Below are 26,103 nucleotides of genomic sequence, written 5' to 3'. Positions count from 1 at the left end.
GGAGTTAACTATGGCACGTTCCAAAATCGTAGTCCTTGATTTCGGCTCCCAGTATGCCCATCTTATTGCAAAGCGCTTCCGCGCCATGGGTTTTTACACGGAGATTGCCCTTCCTTCTGCAGACTTAAGTGAGTTTGAAAATGCAAAGGGAATCGTCTTTTCTGGAGGACCGAGTTCCGTCTACGATGAGAAGGTGCCGGACTTTAACGAAAAAATACTTGAACTGGACCTTCCTGTTTTAGGACTTTGCTACGGACACCAGCTTATTGCTAAAAGCTACGGTGCAGAGGTAGGAAAGGCAGAAGTTGGAGAATTTGGTTTTGCCAGGCTGGAAATAAATGAAGCCGGAAAATCATCTCCTTTGTTTAAGGGAGTTTCTGAAAAAACTCAGGTCTGGATGAGTCACCAGGACGGTGTTCTTTCTCTGGCCCAGGGTTTTGAAGTTATTGGAAGTACAAAAGACTGCCCTTACGCTGCATTACAGAACTTAAGTAAAAAAAGATTTTCACTTCAGTGTCACTGCGAAGTAAAGGATACTCCTGAAGGAAATAAAATATTTGCCAACTTTGCAGAAATCTGCGGAATGGAAAAGAACTGGGACGAAGATACTGTCCTTAATCATATTCTTGAATCAATTAAAAAGGATGCCGGAGATAAAAACATCCTGCTTTTCTTAAGCGGTGGTGTTGATTCAACTGTTGCCTTTGCCCTCCTTAACAAGGCTTTAGGTCAGGAAAGGGTTCTTGGCCTTCACATTGACAACGGCTTTATGCGTAAAAACGAAAGCGCCTCTGTTGCAAAAGCCTACAATGACTTTGGTTTTAATAACTTTATCGTAAAGGATGCCAGCGCCTCTTTCTTAAAGGCTGTAGAAGGCCTTACAGATCCTCAGAAAAAGAGAATGGCTGTTGGAGAAAACTTTATTAAGGTAAGGGATCAGGTTGTTGCAGAACAGAAGCTTGATGAATCAAAGTGGATGCTGGCTCAGGGTACCCTTTATCCGGATATTATTGAATCCGGTGGAACTAAAAATTCAAATACAATTAAGACCCACCATAACCGTGTTGAAGGCATTCAGAAACTTATTGCCCAGGGACTTATTATTGAACCATTAAAGGATCTTTATAAGGACGAAGTTCGTGCAATCGGTAAAAAACTGGGACTTAGTGATGAACTTGTAATGAGGCATCCATTCCCAGGACCAGGTTTAAGTATTAACGTTCTCTGTTCAGACGGAAAAGTTTCTGACCAGGATAAAAATGAATTTGAAGAAGCAAAGAAAGAACTTGATAAAATAGAGCTGGATATGTTCTGCGAAGATTGCGCTCCTTATCTTGAAAAATCAGTTCTTCCTGTACGCTCTGTAGGTGTTCAGGGGGATTTCCGTACCTACAGATTCCCTGCAGTAATTTCCTTTAAGAAACTTGACGGCGGCTTCAGGCATCTTCCTGGTAAATGGGAAAAGCTGGATGCAGCTTCGGTTAAAATTACAAATGCTGCAAAATACCTTAACCGCTGTATTATTAAACTCTGGCAGAATCCTTACGTTAAGGACAGTGACTTTGCAATTCAGGAAGGCTACTGTACTAAAGAAAGACTGGACCAGCTTAGGGAAGCAGACAAAATCGTTCTTGATGACCTGCATAATGCAAAATGGTACTCAAAGATTTTCCAGCACCTTACAATTAACATTCCTTATGCTACAGACAGGGACCGCTTTAGTATTGTTCTCCGTCCTGTATGTTCAGAAGATGTAATGACTGCAAGATTTGCTCCACTGCCTCACGATCTTTTAATGGCAATGGTACTTCAGCTTTCAAAACTGAATAAAATTGATGCAATTTACTATGACCTTACAAACAAGCCGCCTGCAACATTCGGATGGGAATAAGGTTATAAAGGAATAAAATATGACGGCTGACTACGAACTTTTATGCTCCATGCTTTCTTCCCTTACAATGAACGAGAGCCATATAGTTCCTAACCTGGCAAATGCTTCTGCCCTTTTATGGCAGGAGCTTAAGGATATAAACTGGGCAGGCTTTTACACTATGGAAGAAGGCTATCTTCTTTTAGGTCCCTTTCAGGGTAAACCTGCCTGTATCCGTATTCCTTTAGGTAAGGGTGTATGCGGAACAGCTGCAGCAAAAAACAAGACTCAGCTAGTAAAGGACGTTCATCAGTTTGAAGGTCATATTGCCTGTGATTCTGCTTCCAATTCAGAAATTGTTGTTCCTTTAAGGGATAAGAATAAAAAGGTCTGGGGTGTGCTTGATATAGACAGCCCTCTGGTGGGCCGCTTTACTGACGAAGATAAAAACGGTCTTGAAAAGTTTGCCCGTATTCTGGAAAAGGCCTGCCGGGATTAACATTAATAAAATATAAATACGTCGAGTCAAGGCACGCTCACGCTTAAAGCCTTGACTTCGCCGTTTTGAGGGTTTTGTAATAAACCCTCAATAAAAAGGCCGGAGTTTTTTTTACTGCACTTTCTGCATTATAAAAAGCTCCGGCTTATTTTTTTACTTTAAGTAATTTAATACCTGTTCCGTAATAAGGGGAACAAGCTGCTTTTTACGGCTTACTACCCCCTGAAGGTAGTAAACATTTTCTTCCTGTTTAGGGAAGGTTATAAAAGGCAAAAAGTTTTTGTCACATTCCATAAGAAGGACACTGCTTAAAGTTGTAATATCCGTAACAAGAAGACAGCTGAAAAGCCCCTTGTGACTGCGGCGTTCAATTTCAAGTTCAGCAAGGAAGTCTGCCTTGCGGTCAAGAATCTCTTTAGGGTTACCAACTTCTATCTGGCTTACTGTGTATACAGCCTTTCCTTCTGAATATTCCTTCATATCCTGGCGTATGATTTCATCTGCAGCACGGCCAGAAACATGACTGCCTGCAAGAAGGATTTCGTTACCAAGTTCCTTTACATCAAGATTTGTAATGTCACTAAGATAATCTGCAGTTTCTTGATCAAGCTCTGTTACGGTTGCACTCTGGAGTACAAGGGTGTCGCTTAAAATTCCACAGAGAAGGAGAGATGCAATTTCCTTTGGAATAGGTACCTTATATTCACGGTAAAGCTGGGTAATCAAAGTTGCTGTGGAACCTACAGGTTTATTAATAAAGGTAATAGGATATTTTGTAGAAAGGGTTCCAAGACGGTGATGGTCTATTACGCCCAGAATCTTATAGTGGTCAATGTCTTCTACAGCCTGACTTAATTCATTATGGTCTACCATTACGACACTGATGTTTGGTTCCTTAAGAAGGTCATGTTCAGAAATAATTCCTATAACCTTATTGTCTCCGTCTACAACAGGAAGATACTTGCACTGGGAATGTTTAAGGATATCCTGAATCTTTGCAGTGGTATCGTTTTTATGTACGGGAAGGATTTCCTTATCTGCAACAGCTGCTACCGGAGTTGAATAGGCAATAAGCATGGCAGTTGGTGTTGTTGTATAAGGACTGATAATTACAGAGACCCCGTTTTTTTCTGCAAGGTCACGGAGTTCCTTGTTAAGGGCAAAGCCGCTGGTAAGAATCATAAGCTTAACCTTACGTTCAATACAGAGGCGCTGAATGTCTTCCCTGTCACTGACAATTACAACCAGGTCTTCACTGGCATGACTTTCAAGACGTTCAACAAAAGTTTTTTCTGAAGAAGAACCTACAAGAATGAATGCCTTAAAATTTTTATCTGCATCATGGTTAAGGATAATAGGCTGGGCATTAAGGGTTTTCTGAACAAGGGAAATGCTTGTAGCAAACTTGTTGCGCTTTTCCGGATTCATTATGCGGAGAACGCTCTGGGCAAAACCAGAATAATGAAGAAGGGAAAGATAGCGGCCTTCTGAATCTACAACAGGAAGTACACGAAGACCTGTTTTTTCCATGCGGCCGATTGCTTCCCATACGGAAACATTTTCATCAACAGTTTCAAATTCTTCAGGCATATAATATTCAACCTTTGGAACCAGGTCAGGAATATACTGAGGGCGGGGAATATTAAATTTCTGAAAGATATATGAAGTCTGGGGATTAAGGTGCCCCGCACGGCATGCTACGTATTCTTCATGTCCAAGCAGGTTGCGTAACTTTGCATAGGCAACTGCAGCAACAACGCTGTCAGTGTCAGGATTCTTATGTCCGATTACATAAACTTTATTTTTCATAGCATCGTATTGTACAACATGGCGTTCCTTTTGTAAAACAAAGGAGTTTTAAAACCGAAATAAAAAGATTCCGGCGAAAAGTCCCCGCTTGATGTTACCTCTATTTTTAAAAAATATTTTTTGCTATAATTTTGTCCATAAAATAAAACTAGAAAACAGAGGTTTTTTATGAACTCATTGACTTCAACAACTTACAACCCGGACGATCTTATTCCGGCATTCGTAAAGCTTTATGGTGGCAGCGAAGACAGCGTTAAGATTTATTCTTCCCCTGCCCGCATTAACATTATCGGTGAACATATTGACTACAACGGCGGTAAAGTTTTCCCAGCTGCAATCAATAAATACCTCTACGTTGCAATCCGTAAGCGTCAGGATACAAAAGTAATTTACAACGACGTACGTTTCCCTGGTACATTTGAATTTGACATTAACGACAACTTTGTTTTTGACAAGAAAAATGACTATGCAAACTACCTTAACGGAATCCTCAGCCAGCTTAAGGCAGCAGGACACAAGTTTGACTGCGGTTTTGAAATCCTTATGGTTTCCAACGTTCCTGCAGGCGGCGGTATTTCTTCTTCTTCTGCCCTTGAATGCGGATTTGCATACGCTGTTTCTGAAACTTTCGGCTTTAACATTGACCGTGTTACAATTGCAAAGCTTGGTCAGATGAGTGAACACAACTTTATGGGTGTTAACTGCGGTATCATGGACCAGTTCATTATTGCTACAGGTAAAAAGAACACTGCAGAAATGCTTGACTGTGCAACCCTTGATTATGAATATGCACCTCTTGAACTTGGTGACTACCGCTTTGTTGTAATGAACACAAATAAAGTAAGACGCCTTGCTGATTCAAAATACAATGAACGCCGCTCACAGTGTGAAGAAGCCCTTAAGATTCTTCAGGACAATGGTTCTTCAATCAAGGCTCTCTGTGAACTTACTCCAGCTAAATGGGAAGAAGTAAAGGGAGCAATCAAGGACGAAGTTCTTCTTAAGAGAGCAAAGCACTGCGTTTACGAAAACCAGAGGGTTCTTGATGCAGTTGCAGCCCTTAAGGCAGGAGACCTTGTTAAGCTTGGTGCCCTTCTTAACGCAAGCCACAAATCCCTTAAGGAAGATTACGAAGTTACAGGTATTGAACTTGATACACTGGCAGAAACTTCACAGAAACAGGACGGATGTCTTGGTGCCCGCATGACAGGTGCAGGATTTGGTGGATGTGCAATCGCCCTTGTTCACAAAGACAAGGTTGATGCATTTGTAGAAAATGTTCAGAAAGAATATACAAAGGTTGTAGGTTACGCAGCAGGATTCTTTGCATGTGAATCTGGTGACGGTGTAGCACTTTACAAATAAAAAGATTAAGACTTAAATCTTACAAGGGTGGTTATTTTACTAACCACCCTTTTTTTATGGAGTAATACATGACAGAAAAAATCGTAGTTGATGCAGGAAGTAAAAAATCTACTATCAGCCGTCATATATACGGACACTTTGCAGAACACTTAGGCCGCTGTATTTACGGAGGCTTCTGGGTTGGTAAGGATTCTCCGGTTCCTAATATTCACGGTTACAACAAGGCTGTAGTCCAGGCCTTTAAGGAACTGAATATTCCTAACTTAAGGTGGCCGGGGGGCTGTTTTGCAGATGAATACCACTGGAAGGACGGTATTGGGCCTAAAGAAAATCGCAAGCGTATGATAAACACAAACTGGGGTGGAGTTGTAGAAGACAATTCCTTTGGTACCCATGAATTTTTTGGTCTTTGTGATGAACTGGGATGCCAGCCTTATATCTGCGGAAATGTAGGTTCAGGGTCAGTTCAGGAGATGGATGAATGGATTGAATACATGACCTTTGACGGAGAAAGTCCAATGGCTAATTTAAGAAAAGCCAACGGTCAGGAAAAGGCATGGAAGCTTCCTTTTTTTGGTGTAGGTAATGAAAACTGGGGCTGCGGCGGAAACATGAGGCCGGAGTTCTATGCAGACCTTTACAGAAGATACCAGACCTTTGTAAGGCAGTATGGTAAGGAAAAGATTGTAAAGATTGCAGGTGGTCCTAACATTGACGACTATAACTGGACCGATGTTCTTATGAAAAATGCCCACTGGCTTATGAACGGCCTGTCCCTGCACTATTATACTTACGAATATCACTGGGGAGATAAGCGCTCTTCTACGGACTTTGACAAGGAAGGCTGGTACCGCACTGTAAAAAATGCTTACCGTATGGAAGAACTTGTCCGCCGTCATGGTGAAATCATGGACAAATATGATCCGGAAAAGAAAGTTGCCCTTGTAGTAGATGAATGGGGCTGCTGGCATCAGTGTGAACCGGGAACAAATCCAGGCTTCCTTTATCAGCAGAACTCTGTCCGTGATGCTGTAACAGGAGCCATAACCCTTAACATATTCAACAATCACTGTGACAGGGTAAAAATGGCAAACCTGGCTCAGGCAGTAAATGTCCTTCAGTCGCCTGTTCTGACGGAAGGAGATAAAATTGTCCTTACTCCTACCTGGCACCTTCTTCATATGTATAAAGACCATCAGGATGCTGAGCTTCTTAAAACAAGGGCTGCCTGCGGAGACTGCGGTATTCAGGAAAAGGACCTGTCTGTATCTGCATTAAGCGTGTCTGCTTCCGTTAAACACTGTGACAAATGTGGTAAAGACAAGTACCTTGTAACTATTGCAAATGCGGATTCAGATTCATCAAGACAGGTAGAAATATCCCTGGCTCACTTTGCAGGTAAAATTGATTCAGCAGAAGGAAGCCTTCTTACAGGTGATGCCATGAATTCAATAAACACCTTTGACAAGCCTGACCAGGTTACAGAAAAAGCCATAACTGTAGAAATTACTGACAGGGACAGCGTAAAAATTACACTTCCTGCCTACAGTGTAGCTGCCATTAAAATTAAGGCTTAAAAATGAATACCCCCTGCCCTGAATGCCAGATAAAGGAGTCTCTTGCCCGGATATCAGCAGAAGAAATTATGGAAAAAGCAGCCGGACTTCCCTTTAAGGAAGGAATAACAAGTCCGGACCATATCTTTAAGGAAAGAATGGCTGCCTGCCTTAAATGCCCGGCCTGTATCTCTGGAACAACCTGTTCTTACAGCGGTTCCTGGTGTGCTTACAGGGCAAGGGTAATTCAAAATACCTGTCCCTTTCCGGGAATAAACAGATGGGATATTAAAGAAGTTTAAGAATAATCATTTCCGGGCCTTAAGGGAGACTGATGAGAAAGTGAGCTGCTTCTGTCCCCTTTAATTGCCCCTTAATTGCCTTGTTGAAATACTGCAAAAATGTGTTAAAATTTTAAGTGGCAGACTTTATTATTCCCCAGGAGGTTTAACATGGCTATTCACAAAGTTCTTATTACCGGTACCAACAAGCCTGTTATTAATGATTTTTTTAAAGAAGGCAAAGAGTACTTTGAATGCATTACAAGCTCACTCAGGGAAGAAGACCTTACAGCCCACGTGAGGATTTTTGCCCCGGAAGTTTTTGTCTGCTGTACTAACATTGAGCATGATGATGAGCTTAAACATATTGATTCCCTTGTAAATATCCTTCTTACAAAAAAGATTCCTATTGTTGTTATAGGAACAAAAGAAGGTAACATCCGCTTTAAATCCCTGGTTCATGCAGAACCTATGCTTATTTCTGATGACAAGGCAGAGCCAAAAGAGTTTTATCATAAAATACTTACACTTCTGGAATCACCGGAAAAAGACGAAGCTACAATTGAATTAAAACATATCCTTGTAATCGATGATGACCCCCTTATGCTTAAGATGATAAAGGAAGTTCTCCATGGAGAATTTAACATTGCATCTGCTTTAGGTGGAAAAGCAGGATTAAAATTCCTTGAGACAAAAAGCACTGACCTTATTCTTCTGGACTACGAAATGCCGGAACTTAATGGTATTCAGGTTCTTGATAAAATCAGGCGCAATCCCCTTACAAATAAGATTCCTGTTGTATTCCTTACAGGTAACAGAGACCCTATAAAAGTTAAGGAAGCCCTGAGTCATAAACCGGAAGGCTATGTCCTTAAACCTATTAACAATGAAAAGCTTAAGGAAACCATATACAAGATTCTCTACTAAAAAGCAGGAATAGAATCTTTCCGGATTTTGGGAGATGAATTATGGATCGGGATAACTTAAATCTTACTGATTTCATTAACAAAGAAACTCTCCAGACCATGCAGGACGCATTTACCAATCTTTCCGGTATGGCTTCTGTAATTACAGATCCGGAAGGTGAACCTATAACACGGGAATCAGGTTTTTGTGACTTCTGTAAAAATTACACCAGGGCCACTGATAAAGGAAGAAAGCTTTGTTCCCAGTGTTATAAAATCGGAACCCAGACTTCCCTTACAGAAAATGCTTCCATAACCTACCCCTGTCATGCCGGCCTTACATATTTTTCTGCCCCAATAATGATAGACGGAATTATTGTTGCCTGTTTTGTTGGCGGACAGGTACTTACCCAGCCCCCTGATGAAAAGAAAATAAAGGAAACAGCTAAAGAACTGGGAATAGATCCTGATGAATATTATGAAGCTGCTAAGAAAATAAATGTAATACCTAAAGAAAAAATTGACCGGTCGGCAAAATTTCTTTTTACTGTTTCTGACAGCCTTTCTGATATTGCCTACGGAAAATATACGGCTATTAAGGCAAATGAAGAACTGGAACTTGCCTCCCAGCTTAAGTCAAACTTTCTTGCAAACATGAGTCACGAAATCCGTACTCCTATGAATGCAGTAATAGGTATGGCTGAGCTTGCATTAAGGGAAAATATTCCTATAGAAGCCCGTAACTATATTAACCAGATTAAGTCTTCCGGAAGAGCCCTTCTTACCCTTATAAATGACATTCTGGATTTTTCTAAAATTGAATCAGGCAAGCTGGAACTTCAGGAAGAAAGTTACGAAAGCATATCTTTGTTCCATGATGTTACCAACATAATCATGACCCGTATTCAGGATAAGGATATAGAACTTATTCTTAACATCAATCCAAATCTCCCTGAATTATTAAATGGTGATGCAAACAGAATCAGGCAGATACTTATTAACCTGCTGAACAATGCAACAAAATTTACCCACAAGGGTCAGATAAGATTAAGCGTAGATTTTGACAACATAACAACAGAAAGCATAATGCTTAAAGTCTGTGTAGAAGATACAGGTATTGGAATCAAGGAATCTGATATTGGAAAACTTTTTAAATCCTTTGAACAGGTAGATTCAAAAAGAAACAGAAATATCGAAGGAACAGGTCTTGGCCTTGCCATCAGTAAAAGGCTGGTAGATCTTATGGGTGGAGAAATCTATGTTAAAAGTAAATACAACGAAGGTTCAAGATTTTATTTTTCCATTCCCCAGGATATTCAGTCAGACAAAAGCAGCGTAATCATAAAAGATACAAATGTTGCTGTAGTTGCAATCATTCATACTCCCTATCTTATTACCCAGATGAAAAAAGATTTAAGCAGGCTTAAATTAAGCAGTGTCTTTTTACCTGACAACGAAAACCTTAAGCAAAGAATCAGAAAGCTTAAAGAAGAAGCCGGGGATAAAAAAATATTTATATTCATTGAAGAATATTTTATCTGCAAGGCTTTCATTGAATGCCTGCAAACCTCTCCGGATATTCAGGGAATACTTGTTTCAGGATTTTTTAGTGATATCAGTGAAAACAAAAACCTTAAAATTCAAAACCTTCTCATTATTAAAAAGCCATGGTCAGTTTTAAGCCTGGCAACAATTTTAAACAGGGAGCTGGGTGACAGTGACGATTCACCGGAACAGGAAGGCTCTTCATTCAGCTTTACTGCCCCTGATGCAGATATTCTTATTGTAGATGACAACCCTATAAACCTTACAGTTGCAGAAGGTCTTCTTGAACCTCTTAAGATGAAAATCGATACGGCAACCAGCGGTGCTATTGCCCTTAACAGAATTAAAAGCAAGCGTTACGACATTATTTTTATGGATCATATGATGCCGGAAATGGACGGTATTGAATGTACCCGTGTAATAAGAAGCAACTACCCGGATTATGCAAACGTTCCTATTATTGCCCTTACGGCAAATGCAGTGGGTAACGTAAAGGCCATGTTCATTAAAGAAGGAATGGACGACTTTGTTGCAAAACCTATTGAAGTAAAGACCCTTATTTCTAAAGTAAAGCAGTGGCTTCCTAAAGATAAAATCATTGCCTCAAATGATGAAGTTCTTGAAATGGAAGAAATTGACTATCCGGAAATTGCAGACCTTAATGTAGAACAGGCAGTAAGCAGGCTGGGAAGTTTTGACCTCTTTAATAAAATCCTTCTTGAATTTTACAGGACCATTTCAAAGAAGTGCGAAGCTATCGAAAACTGTATTAAGGAAAAGGATTATAAATCCTACACTATTGAAGTTCATGCCCTTAAAAGTTCAGCAAAGCAGATTGGTGCCAACAGCCTTTCAGAAATGGCAGCTGATCTTGAACGTTACGGAAAGGAAATGGATGTGCCATTTATTCTGGCCAAGACACCGGAAGCCTTTGAAAAATACAAGTCCTATACGGAACTTTTAAAAGACTACTGTGAAAAAGACAATGAAGAAGACAAGCTTCCAAAAACACAAGCAAGCATGGAAGAAAAGAAGGAAGCCCTTGATTCAATAAAAGAAGCTGCAGACAACCTGGACCTGGATTCAATTGAAGGCCTTATTAAAAAGATTAAAGGCTGGGAGCTGGGAGAAGAAGAAAAAGCTATCTTTGACAAACTCTCAGAGGCTGCAGAAAACATGGACTGTGACTCCTGCATTCAGGTCTGTGACCAGTGGAAAAGCTACTGGCAGGAAAAAAATCTCATCTGAAAAAATATCTCTTGTTCAAAAAGACTCTGCAAACTATACTGTTAAGTATTGAAAAGGTTTTCATATTCTTTTGGAGGATATTATGGAATTAGACAATTATGAATTCTGGTTTGTAACAGGCAGCCAGGATCTTTATGGAGAAGAAACTCTTGCCCAGGTAGCAAAGAATTCTAAGGAAATCGTAGAAAAGCTTAATGCAACAGCTGGTCTTCCTTGTACACTTGTTTGGAAGCCAACCCTTCTTACACCGGAAGCAATTCATCAGACTCTTGAACAGGCAAATGCTGATGATAAATGTGCAGGTATAATCTGCTGGATGCATACATTCAGCCCTGCAAAAATGTGGATTGCCGGACTTAACGCTTACAAAAAGCCTCTTCTTCAGCTTAACACCCAGTTTAACGTAGAGATTCCATATTCAACCATGGACATGGACTTTATGAACCTTAACCAGAGTGCCCACGGCGACCGTGAATTTGGTTTTATTACCAGCCGTATGGATATGCCTCGCAAGGTTATCGTAGGTCACTGGAGCCATGAAAATACTCAGAAACGTATTGCAGACTGGATGAGGGTTGCCCGTGCAGTTGCAGACGGAAAGACTCTCCGCTGTCTTCGTTTTGGTGACAACATGCGCGAAGTTGCCGTTACAGACGGTGACAAAGTAGAAGCAATGATTAAGTTTGGCTGGAGTGTTCCATACTATGGTATCGGAGACCTGGTTGCTTACATGAAGGAAGTTTCTGATGGTGATGTAAACGCCCTCTTTGACGAATACAACCAGAAGTACGAAATCAACTACAACACAAACAATGGTTTTGATAAAGACTTTATTACAGGCCAGATTAAAGAACAGGCTAAAATAGAAATTGCCCTCCGCCGCTTCCTTAAGGACAACAAGGGTAAGGCTCTTTGTACAAACTTCCAGGATCTTCATGGAATGAAACAGCTTCCTGGTCTTGCCATCCAGAGACTTCTTGCTGACGGTTATGGATTTGGTGCAGAAGGTGACTGGAAAACTTCATGTCTTGTACGCACCTTTAAGGCAATGACAGCAGGTCAGGTTGTGGCAGGTTCCAGGGGTAATGCCTTTATGGAAGACTACACTTATAACCTTGTTCCTGGTAAAGAAGCAAACATGGGTTCACACATGCTTGAAGTTGACCCGGAAATTGCTACAGGAAAACCAAAGATTGAAGTTCATCATCTTGGTATTGGAGACAAGGAACCTCCAGCACGTCTTGTATTTAACACACTTGAAGGTGACGGTCTTGTTGCAGCTGTTGTTGACATGGGTAACCGCTTCCGCTGTGTTGTAAACGAAATCAATGTTATTAAACCGGAAGCAGCTCTTCCTAAACTTCCTGTTGCCCGCATGCTCTGGAAGCCATATCCAAACCTTATGACTTCTGCAGAAAGCTGGATCCTGGCAGGTGGCGGACACCATACAGCATTCTCTAACATTATCACAAGCGACATGCTCCGTGACTGGTGTGAAATGCAGGGTATTGAATGTCTGGTAATCGACAAGGATACAAATGTTGCTCAGTTCAGAAATGAAATGAGATGGAACGCAGGATACTTTAACAAATAAGTCTTCCTGACCTGATAAAACAGGGCAGCCCTTCTTTTAATTAAGGAGGGCTGTTTTTTTTGTCCAAACTTAAAGCAGGCTTAACATGTTGAAATACAGTAAGACTCTATAATAGAATGTAGAAATGAAAAAATTATTACTTTTATTTACAAGTTTATTTTTATCCCTTCCTTTTTATAGTCTTTCCGTAAAAGACTATGTCTGCAAAGTAGAAGCTTCAAAAAGCAATGAAGAATTCCAGATGCTGCATAATCTTTCCTTGCAGCTTGAAAGTTATAATTCATACTCAAGCTTTAAGTATAAAATCAATAATCTTTTTGAAAAGACAAGGACCTATGGTTTTACAGCCAGGCTCCCTGATGGAAAGTCCTATGTTATAAGCGGCTCAACCTTTATGGAAGAAGGCTCCAGGGTAAAAGTTACTTTTTACAATTCAGAAAACCAGGAAACTGTTCTGGACAATCTTACAATTACCTACACAGACAGGGATTATAACCTGGCCTTTATTGAACTACCGGAAAGCTACAAGGGTAACAGCTGCCAGCTTATTACTGAAAGGCTGGAAGAAGATACTGACCTTTATAAAGTACACATATCTGATAACAAAATAGAATCAAAACGGACCTACATTACAAATAATAATAGTCCGGCAGGAGATATTAACAGCTACCTCCTCAGCCTGGAAACTTATACAGAAGAAAGAGGATGTCCTGTCTTAATTAAAAAGGGGGGCTCATTTGCTGTATGTGGAACTATTACCGAAAATAACTTTTACTACAAAAATAAAAACAAAGTCAGAAATTACAAAAATGAATCAACAATTGTTCTGCCGGCTTCATATATTCAGCTGTCTGTAAATAACTTTTTAAACAATGCCAGTAAAAAAGAAGAAGGAGACATTGAAGAAAGTGTAAAAAATTTTATTGTGCAAAGTGATGCCCGGGAACTTATTCCCTTTGTAAGCAATGAACTTATGATTAACTATGGTGACGGTATGGTAAAAAAGTACTACGGCCAGATGGATGACGAAGAAAATGCCGGCATGGCAAATTTTTTTGAAGAAGATCCATATACAGGAGTTAAATCAATCTTTGCCTATTACATGATAGATAAACTGGAAAAAGGCAGTAAAAATGCATATTCCGACTATTCAATAGAAAAAGGGGACAAGCTTACAAAAGTAACCTTTACCAACAGGAAAGGTAAGTCAATTACCAGCATATGGAAAATAGAAAACGGCAGCTATAAGATTTGCTGCTTTGAAAGTCTTGAAGAAGAAAAGCTTCCAAAAAAGTTTACCAGGGCCTTTTTTAATTATGACGACGTCTGGAACGATTATGGCTCCCAGACCTCCGGTTTAACTATAGGGGGAGGCTTCTTTAACCTTATGGATGATGACGGCTTAAACAAAAGTATTAATTCAGGCTTTGTATCTTTTGGCGGAGACTTTATTTTCTTTGGCATAGGCAGTTACTATCAGAATGAAAAGGCAGAGCTTACTATAGACGGCCAGAAAGAAAAGGTTCGTATGCATGCTTTTGGAGGATACTTAAGGGTTCAGGCTCCAGTTGTAATCAACGCAATCAGAACTACATTTGTTCCATACATTGAATACAGAATAGGAGTTGCCAATATTCATGATCTTTTCTGGGATAAAAGCTGCAGGGTTCACACAGGAAATTCTTTTGGACTTGACCTTGTATTCCGTTCAAAACAGTTAGTACAGCCTTATTTGAATTTTGCCTTTAACTCCAACTCCTACAACTCAAAGGATGAAGTTTCTTCTTTTAGTGCAGGAGGAGGAATTAAATTAAGATTTGATATGGGTATTTAAATAACCCGCCTGCTTTTCCATTTGCCCCTTGCATAATGAATGGCAAAAAAAGCAGAGCGGACAATCCAGTCTAAAATCATTGCAACCCAGATACTAAAGGCACCAAAATCACGGCTGACATTAAAGTACTGGCATAAACCAAAGTTATTTGTGTACTTAAAAAGATATGCTGCCCCTACCCTTATGGTCCACATGCTTATCATGCAGACAATCATAGTGTAGGCAGCATCTCCTGCAGCCCTTAAAACATTTGGCAGACTGAATGAAAGAGGCCATATAAGCATGGCAAAGATTCCGTGGAAAGCTACAAAAAGATAAGCTATATCCGTGGTATGTTCTGACATATTAAAAAGTTCTACCACAGGCCTTAAGAAAATCAGCATAGGAATATTTAAAGCCCACATAAAGGCGTAACAGAGCAGCATAATTCTCTTTGTGTAGTACTGAGCCTGGTCAGCTTTTCCGGCACCCATACACTGGCCAACAACAGTAAGCAGGGCAAAGCCCATGGCTGTCCCCGGAAGTACCTGAAAGCTGGCAATAGTATTGGAAGCCGCATTTGCAGCAATGGCAGCTGTTCCGTAGGAAGCTGTAATACCTAAAACAAGAAGCTTGCCAATCTGAAAGGCAGAACTTTCTATCCCGTTTGGAACACCTATACGAAGGATTCTTTTTATTAAAGTAAAATCAGGCAGGGTTTTTAAAAGGCCCTTTATACTTACAGATGCTTTACCACCAGAAGACTTTGCCCTGTATAAAAGAAACATTAAAACTGTGGCTGCGGTAAAGCGGCTTATAAAAGTCGGAATGGCAACCCCTTCAACACCGGCATTAAGGCCGTAAATCATTATGGCGTTTCCACCAATGTTTATTACGTTAATAAGAAAGGCAATAAACATACTTATGCGGGAATTTCCCTGAGCCCTGAAAAGAGAACTTGCAGCATTATAAAGTGCTATTGGAGGAAGGGCAAAAAGGGTAATTAAAAAATAAGTACGGCTGGCGCTCATTACATCTGCATCAACCTTACCGAATACTGCAGAAAGAATAGAAGAGCTAAAAAGAAGGCCTGCAGTCATAAAAAATACTGCTATAAAAAAAACAGTAATAATAAGCTGCCGGGCTGTATTATCGGCCATCTTCTGATTTTTTGAACCTATGTACTGGGAACAGACAACAGCACCGCCGGTACTAAGGGCAGCAAAAATCTGTATAAGAAGAATATTAATCTGGTCTACAAGGGAAACGCCGGCTGCGGCAGCTTCTCCTTTAGAAGCCACCATGAGAATATCTGCAATACCAAGGGTGTTATTAAGAACCTGCTCAACAAGAAGGGGCCATATAAGACGCCATAAATCCTTTCTTGAAAAAAGCAGGTCTTTTTTATTCATTTGATTCAAGGAAGAGTGTGTCCAGGATTCCTTCTTCGTCCAGCTGGCAGATTATTTCGTTTACTTCATCAAGTAAAGTCTGATTGTCTTTATTAAGGATTACTGCGTACTGTCCGTTCTGGTCAGTAAAGTAAGGCTCAGAAACATTGTAGTTCTGAGAAATTTCCGGTGTTACTTTAACTGCAGAAATAACACAGTCAAATTTACCTTTGCTAAGTTTTTTAAGAATATCGCTGTCTACTTTTACAGCTACATATTCACGGCCAAGGCGTTCTGCAATCTGACTGCCAAGGCTTTCATCGATTTTTTTAAGGGGAGAAACAAACTCCTCAGAAATTTCTACTCCAAGTTCCTTTTTAAGTTCTTCAGGAAGTTCATAATTGGAATCCATATATCCAACTTTAAGCTTTCCGTCTTCAAGAGCGATTAATTCTTCTTCAAGTTTTGGTTCAGAGTTCCAGTTTTTTATTAAAATAAAAGCAAATGCACAAAGCAGGCACAAAAAAACAAGCCCTGCCAGACACAAAAAAAAGTTAATGGTTTTCTTCATTTTTTACCTCCGTTTTAGTTTATTATAACTCTTATTGAAAAAAAAGTCTTAAAAACAAGGTACCTGGAAAAAAAAACACAGCCGCAACTACCTGCTGCGGCTGTGACTAAAGCTGTACCTGTAAGGCTTACTTATTTAATAGTAACCTTCTTTAAGTGCCAGATATCCCTTGTGTAATCTTCAATAGTTCTGTCAGAAGAGAACTTACCGGAGTTTGCAATGTTAATAAGGGCTTTTCTTGCCCAGGCTTTTTTATCTGCATAAGCTGCAGCTACCTTTTCCTGAGCTTTAACATAGGCATCAAAGTCTGCCAGGATGTAGTAAATATCTGCCCTCTGACCTTCAACACCATAAACAAGAGAGTTATGGATTTCTTCAAAAAGGTGGCCTGTTGAATCATAGGTTCCATCAACAAGCTGATGTACAACTTTTGCAAGAGCCGGAGAACGGTCAAGATATTTCTGAGGATTATAAGAATGTTCCTCATTAATCTTTATGATTTCATCTGCAGTAAGACCAAAGATAAAGGCATTATCCTGACCTGCTTCTTCTACGATTTCTATATTTGCACCATCAAGAGTACCAAGAGTAAGGGCTCCGTTCATCATAAACTTCATGTTTGATGTACCGGAAGCTTCATAACCTGCAGTAGAAATCTGTTCTGAAACATCACTGGCAGGAATAATTTTTTCTGCAACAGAAACGCGGTAGTTTTCTACAAATACAACCCTGAGCTTTCCACCAACACGACGGTCATTGTTAACCCTGTCTGCTACGGAATTAATAAGCTTGATGATTGCCTTTGCACGGCGGTATCCGGAAGCTGCCTTTGCACCAAAAATAAAGGTACGGGCAGGAGGATTATATGAAGGATCTTCTACAATCTTGTTGTAAAGGTACATGATGTGAAGGACATTAAGAAGCTGTCTCTTATATTCATGAAGGCGCTTTACCTGAGTATCAAAAATTGAATCAGGATCAAGGAATTCATTCTGAGTATGCTTAAGGTATTCAGCAAGACGTTCCTTGTTATGATGCTTAATGGTAATAAGTTCTTCAAGAGAAGCGTCATCATCTGCATATTTTTCAAGACCCTTAAGAAGGGAAAGTTCTTTTTCCCAGCCATGTCCGATTCTCTTTGTAATAAATTCAGCAAGTTCAGGATTTGAGCTTAAAAGCCAGCGTCTCTGAGTAACACCATTTGTCTTGTTGTTGAATTTTTCAGGATAAATCAAAGCCCAGCTCTTAAGTTCCTGTTCCTTAAGAATCTTTGTATGAAGTTCAGCAACACCGTTTACACTGAAGCAGCTGTGAATTGCAAGCCAGGCCATGTAAACCTTACCGTCGTGAATAATAGCCATGTGGTTCTGATTGTAATAATCATCAGGGAATTTCTGGCGGAGTTCAATAATAAAGCGGCGGTTGATTTCTTCAAGAATCTGGTAAACTCTAGGAAGAAGGCGCTGGAAGATTTCAATAGGCCACTTTTCAAGAGCTTCTGCAAGAATAGTATGGTTTGTATAGGCAAAAGTCTTCTGAACTACTGACCAGGCATTATCCCAGCCCACATTGTATTCATCAATAAGGATGCGCATAAGTTCAGGAATTGCAACTACAGGATGAGTATCGTTAAGCTGAATTACATGATACTTAGGGAACTGAGAAAAATCTGTTCCATGCTGAATTACAAACTGACGTACCAGGTCCTGAAGGGATGCAGATGTAAAGAAATACTGCTGGCGTAAGCGGAGTTCCTTACCCATAGGTCCGTTATCATTTGGATAAAGAACGCGGGAAATGTTTTCTGCATTGTTCTGGCGTTCAACGGCACGCTGATACTGGGAATCATTAAAGAGCTGAAGGTCAAATCCGTTTGGAGAAGAAGCCTGCCAGAGACGGAGGGTATTTACTGTATTGCAGCCATAACCTACAACAGGCATATCATAAGGAGTAGCAGTAATTTCTTCTGCATTTTCTATATAAAAGCGGTCCTGTCCGTCAGGAGTTTTTCCGTATTTAATGTCTCCACCAAAACGTACTGTAACTGAAAGGTCTGAACGTTTTACTTCCCAAGGGTCACGGTGCTTAAGCCAGTTGTCAGGGAACTCTACCTGCTGTCCGTCAATAATATGCTGTTCAAACATACCGTATTCATAACGGATACCATAACCATGTCCAGGATATTCCAGGGTTGCCAGGGAATCCAGGAAGCAGGCTGCAAGACGGCCAAGACCACCGTTACCAAGACCGGCATCCGGCTCTTCGTCTTCTATCATATCAATGTTAACGTTAAGTCCCTTAAGAACTTCCTTAACACCTTCCATGATTCCTGCATTAATAAGATTATTTGAAAGGGCACGGCCCATAAGAAATTCAGCACTAAGATAATAAAGCTGTTTTGTTTCTTTTGCTTCATATTCCCTCCTGGTTTCCATCCAGTTAGGCATAATGATTTCAAGAGCACTGGCACTTACAGCATCAAACAAGTCATGCTTTGTGGCCTGGGAAAAATCCTTTCCATACTGTCTTCTTAATCTGGCTGTAAGATTAACCTTAAACTCTTCTGCATCAAACTTCATATACTCCTCCGTTCAATTACATTACTTGGCTATTAATATTATTAAGGATCCGCTTGGAACAACATAGCGTCCCTGGGAACGAAGCAGCTCTGCTTCTCCTTTTTTTACAAATGGCAGTACTTCATCAGATGTATCTGCTACCCTGTGCCACTTCTTTTTATTTTCAAGAACAGGCAGGGTTACAAGAACATCCTGACGGTCGGCATTCATGGCAATGTAAAAATCATTGTCATCGCTTCCGTCATCTTTTTTACAGTCATTTTCATTCAGTTTAAAAGCTACAAAGCGGGATATTTTATTCCAGTCAGGAGCCTTGCCGTCTGGAGCAAACCACTGAATGTCAGGAGGACTCATAGTAGTCCCCCCTCTAAAAAACTCAGAACGTCTGAAAACCTGGTGGGTAAGCCTGAACTCAATGGCACGGCGGGTAAACTCCATAATGTCTGCATTCATACTGCAGCAGTTCCAGTCATACCAGCTAATTGGATTGTCCTGACAGTAGGCATTATTGTTTCCCTGCTGACCCCTGCGGAATTCATCACCACCTAAAATCATAGGAGTACCCTGAGAAATAAGAAGGGTCAGGATAAAATTACGGACCTGCTTGTTACGCTGACGTTCTACCTGAGGATTGGCAGTAGCTCCTTCAAAACCGTGGTTATAACTCCAGTTGGAATCATTACCGTCACGATTGCCTTCACCGTTTTCTTCGTTATGCTTTCCGTTATAACTTACCAGGTCATTCATGGTAAAACCGTCATGGCAGGTAACATAATTTATGGAAGCTAAAGGACCTTTTCCTTCGTGGGCAAAAATATCACTGGAACCGGCAATACGGGTGGCAGCTCCAGTAGAAATATTATCGTCTCCCCTCCAGAATCTGCGGATGTCATCACGGAAGCGGTCATTCCATTCAGCCCATCTTGAGCCGGGGAAGTTACCCAGCTGATATGCTCCACCTGCATCCCACGGTTCTGCAATAATTTTTGTATTACGTAAAAGAGGGTCTTCACTGATTTCTATTGTTAAAGGTGAATCACTTAAAATGCGGCCGTCTTCTGCCCTGCTTAAAATGGATGCAAGGTCAAACCTGAAGCCGTCTATATGATATTCACTTACCCAGTAGCGGAGACAGTCCAGAATATATTGACGCACAACCGGCTGATTACAGTTAAAGGTATTTCCACAGCCGGAGAAGTTCATGTAGTATTCCTTGTGGTTGGCTACAAGATTATAGTAGATTGAATTGTCCAGGCCCCTGAAGCTTAAGGCAACCCCGTGTTCATTTCCTTCTGCTGTATGATTGAATACAACATCCAGGATTATTTCTATTCCGTTTTTGTGAAGCTGCTTTACAAGATTCTTAAATTCGTTTACGCAGGCTCCCGGTCTCTTATCTGCTGCATAACCTGCCTTTGGAGAAAAGAAGTTTACCGTAGAATAGCCCCAGTAATTTTTAAGACGCTCCCCTGTCCTCATATTTATATTTGAGTTTTCAGTTTCATCAAATTCAAATACAGGAAGAAGTTCTACTGCAGTAATGTTAAGGTATTTAAGATAGGATATTTTTTCTGTAAAGCCGGCATAGGTTCCCGGTTCATTAACACCACATTCAGGCTGGGCTGTAAAACCCTTTACATGAGTTTCGTAAATAACCGTTTCGCTCATGGAACGGTTTATAGGCTTATCCCCTTCCCAGTCAAAGTCTTCATTGTCTACAACTACACACTTTGGAAAATCGTGGTCCCTGTCCATTTTAAAAAGCTTTATGTCATCCTTATCAAAAGGAGGCTTGTAATTAGACGGGATGTTGGCAAAAATAGGAGTTGCAGTAAGAGCTTTTGCGTAAGGGTCTAAAAGGTACTGATTAAAGTTAAATCTATGGCCTTTCTGAGGTTCAAAGGGACCGTCTACCTGATATAAATACAAGCTGCCTGCCTTTAAACCAGGTACAAAAGCATGCCAGATATCACCAGTTCTATTTTCTTCCGGGGTAAATTCTACCTGGGCGTAAGGAATCCTGTCATTTTGATCCTTAAATATACTAAGTACAACCCTGGTACCGTTCCTGGAAAACAAGGAAAAATTAACTCCGTCGGAGCTTACCTGTGCACCAAAAGGAAAAGGCTTACCGGGCAAAGCTTTTATAAATTCCATAATCCCCAAAATTATAACACAAATTCCCTTTTATACCAAATAAAAAGCCGTATTTTACATACCCCTCTTTTTTGAGTTATACTAAAGGCTATGAGTGAAAATGAATTAAAAGTAACCTACGGACAGGAAGAAGACATGCCTCCTGTAGGACCAAAAACAGCCCTTGTTTCCATTATAGGCCGCCCTTCAGCAGGAAAATCCACCTTCCTTAATACAGCCAGCGGAGAAAAGATAAGCATTGTTTCATCAGTACCCCAGACTACCCGCAATGCAATCAAGGGAATAGTTAATACTTCACTGGGACAGCTGGTATTTGTAGACACACCGGGACTTCATCAAAGTGATAAAAAACTGAATCTTAAGCTTACTAAAATTGCCCAGGACCAGATTTCTGACAGTGACGTTATCCTCTATATAATTGATTCCACCCGTACCCACGAAGAAGAAGAATGTATTATTGCAAACATGGCCAAACCTTTTACAAAAAAGCTGGTTATTGCAATCAATAAAATCGAGGATCCGGCAGCTAATATTAAGGATGCCAGGGACTTTATAAAAAGAATCTTTACTGATTTTCCGGAAGAAAGAATTATAGAAATGAGTGCAAAGGAAGACCAGAATGTAAACGATGTCTTACGTGCAATTTACAGTCTTTCTCCAGAAGCCCCTAAACTTTACCCGGAAGAATACTATACTGACCAGGAGGTAGACTTCCGTATTGCAGAGATTATCCGCGAACAGGCAATGAACCGTCTTGAACAGGAACTGCCCCACTGTATTTACGTAAGCATAGACCACATTCAGATGAAAAAGGCCAACCTGCTGGAAGTAAGGGCTTCTATCTGCGTAGAAAGGGAAAGCCAGAAGGGAATTGTTATAGGTAAGGGAGCTTCAAAAATAAAGGAAATCCGTGTTGAATCAATAAAGGCCTGCCGCAAGATATTTGATTACAGGGTAGACCTGGACCTTCAGGTTAAGGTAGATAAAAACTGGAGGCAGAAGGACTTTGTCCTTAATAAAATCCTTCAATAGTTTTTAAGCAGTACTTTTGTAAAAAAAAATCATATCTGTAAATCTGCTACAGTAGAAATACAGATATGATTTTATGGAATGAAATATTTTTAATCACTTAAAAAGGCAGCAAACTACTTAAGGTAAACCATAAGAAGCATGATGTCGCTGTTACGGATACCACTGATACGGGAAGCCTGTCCTAAAGTAAGGGGACGGATTTTCTCCAGCTTGCCGCGGCTTTCTGCAGAAAGGGCTGCCACTTTTGAATAATCAAAGTTTGCCGGAATGCGGGCATTTTCCATTTTGTGCATTTTTGCAACACGGGCATCCTGCTTTTGAATATAGTACTTGTATTTAAAATCTTCCTGAGCCAGAGTCCATTCAATATCAGTAAAGCCTTCAGGTTTTTCTGCATCAGCTTTCTTTTCAAGAATGGCAATTGCTTCATCAACTTTAGAATACTTTTTATCAAGAAGATCCATCTGTGCCTGACTGATAAGGCCGGCTTCAAATCCCTTGCGGCGGAGGCGGCGGTCTGCAGTGTCATGCCTTAACTTAAGGCGGTATTCAGCACGGGCTGTAAACATTCTGTATGGTTCCTTTGTTCCCAGGGTAACCAGGTCATCAATAAGAACACCAATATAAGCTTCGTCCCTTCCCAGAATAAGAGGCTGGTAGGCAGGTATCTTCTTAAAATTATCAAAGCCCTGCTCTTTCTGATAAGAAGAGAGGCGCTCAGAAAGGATTGCTGTTTCCTTAGCAGATATTTCTGCAAAGTTTTTAAGCTCTTCTGAATTAAATACAGGCTTTGGCATAAAACGGCCGGCTTCCATACTGGCAGGAGAAGAACCGTTACCAGGAGCTGATGAACATAAAGGTCCGCATTCCTTAATATGAACACGGGCATAAAGACCTGCGTTAATTCCTGCAACAAGTCCCTGTCCTGCAGCTTCTTCGTAACCTGATGTTCCGTTTATCTGACCGGCGTTAAAAAGTCCTGCAACTCTTTTTGTTTCAAGACTAGGGTAAAGCTGGGTTGGTTCAACATAGTCATATTCAACAGCATAACCAGGGCGGGCAACAGTACAGTTTTCAAAACCAGGCATTGTCCTTAAAAAAGCATCCTGAACTTCTTCCGGCAGGGATGAACTTAAACCGTTAAGATAAATCTCATCTGTATCAAGACCTTCAGGTTCAACAAAAAGCTGATGGCGTTCACGTTCTGTAAAACGCATAACCTTGTCTTCTATACTAGGGCAGTATCTTGGTCCTACTCCGTGAATCTTTCCGGAAAAAAGAGGTGACCTTCCGATATTGCTGCGGATTATCTCATGAGTTTTTTCGTTGGTATAAACCAGGTAACAGGGAACCATAGGACGGTCAATTTCTTCATCATCAAAACTAAAAGGAATTACATCCTTGTCTCCATCCTGAATCTCAAGTTTGGAAAAATCAACTGTATGACGGAGAATGCGGGGAGGAGTTCCTGTTTTAAGACGGCCTGTTGTAAAGCCAAGACGATTTAAACTTTCTGTAAGGCCAAAGGCTCCGGCTTCTCCAATTCTTCCGCAAGGGGCATCGTATTCACCAATAAAAATTCTTCCACCAAGAAAAGTTCCAGTTGTAAGGACTACACTTCTGCAGGGAATTACACGGCCGCGTTCAGTAACAACTCCGATAACCTTCTGCCTCTTACCGCTTTTTGCAGCATCAGTAGCATATTCATATCCGGCACCACCCCTTTTTTCTCCAGGGATTGTTCCGTATTCTGCAGCACTGTCACTTCCTTCCGGAAGATTTTCATCAGAGGCAACTGTAAGAACATCTACAACAGTATCCATAAGGGTGCTTAAGTTTGGTGTAGTTTCCAGGGTTTTTCTTGCAAGCTGGGAATATAAAATTTTATCAGCCTGACTTCTTGGAGCCTGAACAGCAGGACCACGGCTTCTGTTTAAAAGACGGAACTGAATCATGGAACGGTCAATAAGCTTACCCATTTCTCCGCCTAAAGCATCTATCTCGCGAACGATGTTTCCTTTTGCAATTCCACCAATAGAAGGATTGCAGCTCATTCTGCCTGTTGAGTCGATTGTCTGTGTTATGAGAAGAGTCTTAAGTCCCATACGGGCATTTGCAAGACAGGCTTCAATTCCGGCATGACCACCGCCGGCTACTATTACGTCAAAAGAATCATAAAAAGACATGACAGTGAGTATAGTGATTTATTGAAAAAATGAACACTAGGGACATGGACTGTCAAAAAAAGTGAAGAATAAATTAAAAGATATTACTCTGCTTCAAGAGGAAGAGGAATAACTCCCTGTATTTCAAACTCTCCTGCCAGGGCTCCAAATAAAGCTGCAAAAGAATAATTTGAATAACTGTAACCGCAGAGAATAGTATCTGCCCATTCAAAATCTTCAAGAACATGAACAGGTGACATAATGCTTAAAATTATTACCCTCTTACCCATGTCCTTAAGGCGCTTTGCAATGGAAGCAGTATGCTTGTCATAAACAGTAATTATAATTGTATCGTAACGTCTTGCTGTATAATAAAGACCGTCGGCATTCCAGCTGGACAAATTGCTTTCGTCTTCCTTAAGGGAATAACTGAAATGAAAAGTATCAGCATCTGGATAACGCTTTCTTCCTTCATCAAAAAGAGAAATAAAAGGTCCGGCAATTAAAACGCTTTCTTCTCCAGCCTTGTAAGGAAAGCTTCCTTTTTTATAAAGACTGATTGAACGGCAGGCCTGCTCCAAAAAGAACTTCTGTCCATCTTTATCAGGGATGTATTCGTAAATTGTTTTTTCATCAGGATAAAGAGGGGCTGCTTCCGGGCTTTTAAAATACTTAAGCTTTGCAAGAATAACATGTTCTGCAGCTTCCCTTACCCTTTCCTTAAAATCAGCACTGCTTTCCATAAGGGCAAGATTCCTTACCCAGATCTGGGAACCTAAGGTGGCTGTTTCTGAAGAAATAATAATATCGTTGCCGGCTTCTATTGCCATGGTAAAGGCTTTGTGGGCTGAACCTGCAAACAAAGTTGCACCATTCATCTGCATGTCGTCGGTAATAATAAGACCCTTGTAACCAAGCTTATTCCTTAAAAGATCGGTAAGCATTTTTTTGGAAAGGCTGGCAGGAGTTCCGTCTTCTTCTATCATGGGGAATGAAAGGTGGGCACTCATAATTGCCGGAATATTTGCCTTGATTAAATATTTAAATGGAACAAGTTCCCTGGATTCAAAAAGTTCTTCATCAATCATAATCTGAGGAAGCTTACCGTGACTGTCCTGGGAAGTGTCACCATGCCCCGGAAAATGTTTTGCAGTAGGAATGACACCGGCAGCCATGGAACCTGCAGCAAAGGCCTCTCCCAGGATTCCTGCATTTACAGGATCAGAACCAAAGGAACGTGGTCCAATTACTGTAGAACCTAAGTCTGTATAAAGGTCTACTGTTGGAGCAAAATTCATGTTAATGCCCAGGGCCTTAATTTCTTTATTAATGTAATAACCTGAATAATATGCATCGATAGGATAACCGGAAGCACCAATAGCCATATTGCCTGGTGTATCAGAAGTTTCTCCCTTAACATGACGGATCCAGCCACCTTCCTGATCTGTTGCTACAAAAAGAGGAATCTTAAATGGCCTGCCTGCTGCTTCTGTCTGAAGAATGCGTACTGACTTTGCAACTTTTTTAATATCTTCCGTATTCCATCCAAAGACCTTAACACTGCCAAGTCCCCTTTGAATAACCCATGAATTTAAAAGATCACTTGGTTCTGCCCCGGCCCATCCAAACATAAGAATCTGGGCTAAAAGTTCTTCATCACTCATACGGCTGACAAGAGTCTTTGCAAGAATCTCATCCGGATAGTTACTCCAGAAATCTACAT

At 40.6% G+C, this 26,103-nt stretch carries 17 protein-coding genes; 10 read left to right on the top strand and 7 right to left on the bottom strand.

Annotation, left to right across the window (positions count from 1 at the left end):
• Positions 1–10 precede the first annotated feature (10 nt).
• The gene (gene guaA / locus K6D58_RS05925; RefSeq protein ID WP_296828600.1) at positions 11–1,891 is read left to right on the top strand and encodes a glutamine-hydrolyzing GMP synthase; all 1,881 of its coding nucleotides are present in this window, start codon (positions 11–13) and stop codon (positions 1,889–1,891) included.
• Between the two features lie 19 nt (positions 1,892–1,910).
• Complete coding sequence (locus K6D58_RS05920) at positions 1,911–2,369, top strand: GAF domain-containing protein (RefSeq protein WP_296828598.1); 459 nt, start codon at positions 1,911–1,913, stop codon at positions 2,367–2,369.
• Positions 2,370–2,522: 153 nt separating this feature from the next.
• Here the strand turns inward: K6D58_RS05920 and K6D58_RS05915 are convergent, their stop codons facing one another.
• Complete coding sequence (locus K6D58_RS05915; RefSeq protein WP_296828596.1) at positions 2,523–4,178, bottom strand: putative manganese-dependent inorganic diphosphatase; 1,656 nt, start codon at positions 4,176–4,178, stop codon at positions 2,523–2,525.
• A 168-nt stretch (positions 4,179–4,346) separates the two neighbouring features.
• Here K6D58_RS05915 and K6D58_RS05910 point away from each other — a divergent pair, with 168 nt between their 5' ends.
• The 7 genes from K6D58_RS05910 (at position 4,347) to K6D58_RS05880 (ending at position 14,506) form a co-directional block, all read left to right on the top strand.
• Positions 4,347–5,543, top strand: a complete 1,197-nt coding sequence (locus K6D58_RS05910) for a galactokinase (RefSeq protein ID WP_296828594.1) — start codon at positions 4,347–4,349, stop codon at positions 5,541–5,543.
• 68 nt (positions 5,544–5,611) lie between these two features.
• Complete coding sequence (locus K6D58_RS05905; RefSeq protein ID WP_296828592.1) at positions 5,612–7,120, top strand: alpha-N-arabinofuranosidase; 1,509 nt, start codon at positions 5,612–5,614, stop codon at positions 7,118–7,120.
• A 2-nt stretch (positions 7,121–7,122) separates the two neighbouring features.
• Complete coding sequence (locus K6D58_RS05900) at positions 7,123–7,401, top strand: hypothetical protein (protein WP_296828590.1); 279 nt, start codon at positions 7,123–7,125, stop codon at positions 7,399–7,401.
• A 150-nt stretch (positions 7,402–7,551) separates the two neighbouring features.
• The gene (locus K6D58_RS05895; RefSeq protein ID WP_296828588.1) at positions 7,552–8,307 is read left to right on the top strand and encodes a response regulator; all 756 of its coding nucleotides are present in this window, start codon (positions 7,552–7,554) and stop codon (positions 8,305–8,307) included.
• A 41-nt stretch (positions 8,308–8,348) separates the two neighbouring features.
• The gene (locus K6D58_RS05890) at positions 8,349–11,078 is read left to right on the top strand and encodes a PocR ligand-binding domain-containing protein (RefSeq protein ID WP_296828586.1); all 2,730 of its coding nucleotides are present in this window, start codon (positions 8,349–8,351) and stop codon (positions 11,076–11,078) included.
• 82 nt (positions 11,079–11,160) lie between these two features.
• Positions 11,161–12,672 carry an L-arabinose isomerase gene (gene araA, locus K6D58_RS05885; RefSeq protein ID WP_296828584.1) on the top strand — a complete coding sequence of 504 codons (1,512 nt, stop codon included), beginning with the start codon at positions 11,161–11,163 and terminating at the stop codon, positions 12,670–12,672.
• A gap of 124 nt (positions 12,673–12,796) precedes the next feature.
• The gene (locus tag K6D58_RS05880; protein WP_296828582.1) at positions 12,797–14,506 is read left to right on the top strand and encodes a hypothetical protein; all 1,710 of its coding nucleotides are present in this window, start codon (positions 12,797–12,799) and stop codon (positions 14,504–14,506) included.
• Here the strand turns inward: K6D58_RS05880 and K6D58_RS05875 are convergent.
• From K6D58_RS05875 to glgX, 4 genes are all read right to left on the bottom strand, one after another.
• Positions 14,503–15,897, bottom strand: coding sequence for an MATE family efflux transporter (locus K6D58_RS05875; protein ID WP_296828579.1), 1,395 nt, complete (start codon positions 15,895–15,897; stop codon positions 14,503–14,505). The genes K6D58_RS05880 and K6D58_RS05875 overlap by 4 nt on opposite strands.
• Positions 15,890–16,447, bottom strand: coding sequence for a transporter substrate-binding domain-containing protein (locus K6D58_RS05870; RefSeq protein ID WP_296828577.1), 558 nt, complete (start codon positions 16,445–16,447; stop codon positions 15,890–15,892). Before K6D58_RS05870 ends, K6D58_RS05875 begins: the two co-directional genes overlap by 8 nt.
• A gap of 131 nt (positions 16,448–16,578) precedes the next feature.
• Positions 16,579–19,026: a glycogen/starch/alpha-glucan phosphorylase gene (locus K6D58_RS05865; protein WP_296828575.1), complete on the bottom strand. Its 2,448-nt coding sequence runs from the start codon at positions 19,024–19,026 to the stop codon at positions 16,579–16,581.
• 21 nt (positions 19,027–19,047) lie between these two features.
• A complete protein-coding gene (gene glgX / locus K6D58_RS05860) occupies positions 19,048–21,183 on the bottom strand; it encodes a glycogen debranching protein GlgX (RefSeq protein ID WP_296828573.1) in 2,136 nt (711 codons plus the stop codon).
• A gap of 135 nt (positions 21,184–21,318) precedes the next feature.
• Here glgX and era point away from each other — a divergent pair, with 135 nt between their 5' ends.
• Entirely contained in the window at positions 21,319–22,215 is an 897-nt protein-coding gene (era, locus tag K6D58_RS05855) for a GTPase Era (protein WP_296828616.1), read from the top strand.
• A 113-nt stretch (positions 22,216–22,328) separates the two neighbouring features.
• On the opposite strand, the gene K6D58_RS05850 is transcribed toward era, so the two are convergent.
• Positions 22,329–24,401 carry a tRNA uridine-5-carboxymethylaminomethyl modification enzyme MnmG/GidA gene (locus tag K6D58_RS05850; RefSeq protein ID WP_296828571.1) on the bottom strand — a complete coding sequence of 691 codons (2,073 nt, stop codon included), beginning with the start codon at positions 24,399–24,401 and terminating at the stop codon, positions 22,329–22,331.
• Between the two features lie 83 nt (positions 24,402–24,484).
• Positions 24,485–26,103 (bottom strand): glycoside hydrolase family 3 protein (locus tag K6D58_RS05845; protein ID WP_296828569.1); only part of this gene is annotated, 1,619 nt, incomplete at its 5' end.

The organism is Treponema sp., from assembly GCF_024696245.1.
Classification (GTDB): Bacteria; Spirochaetota; Spirochaetia; order Treponematales; family Treponemataceae; genus Treponema_D.
Note: the sequence above shows the minus strand (reverse complement) of the source record. Positions and strands in the feature narration are given on the sequence as shown.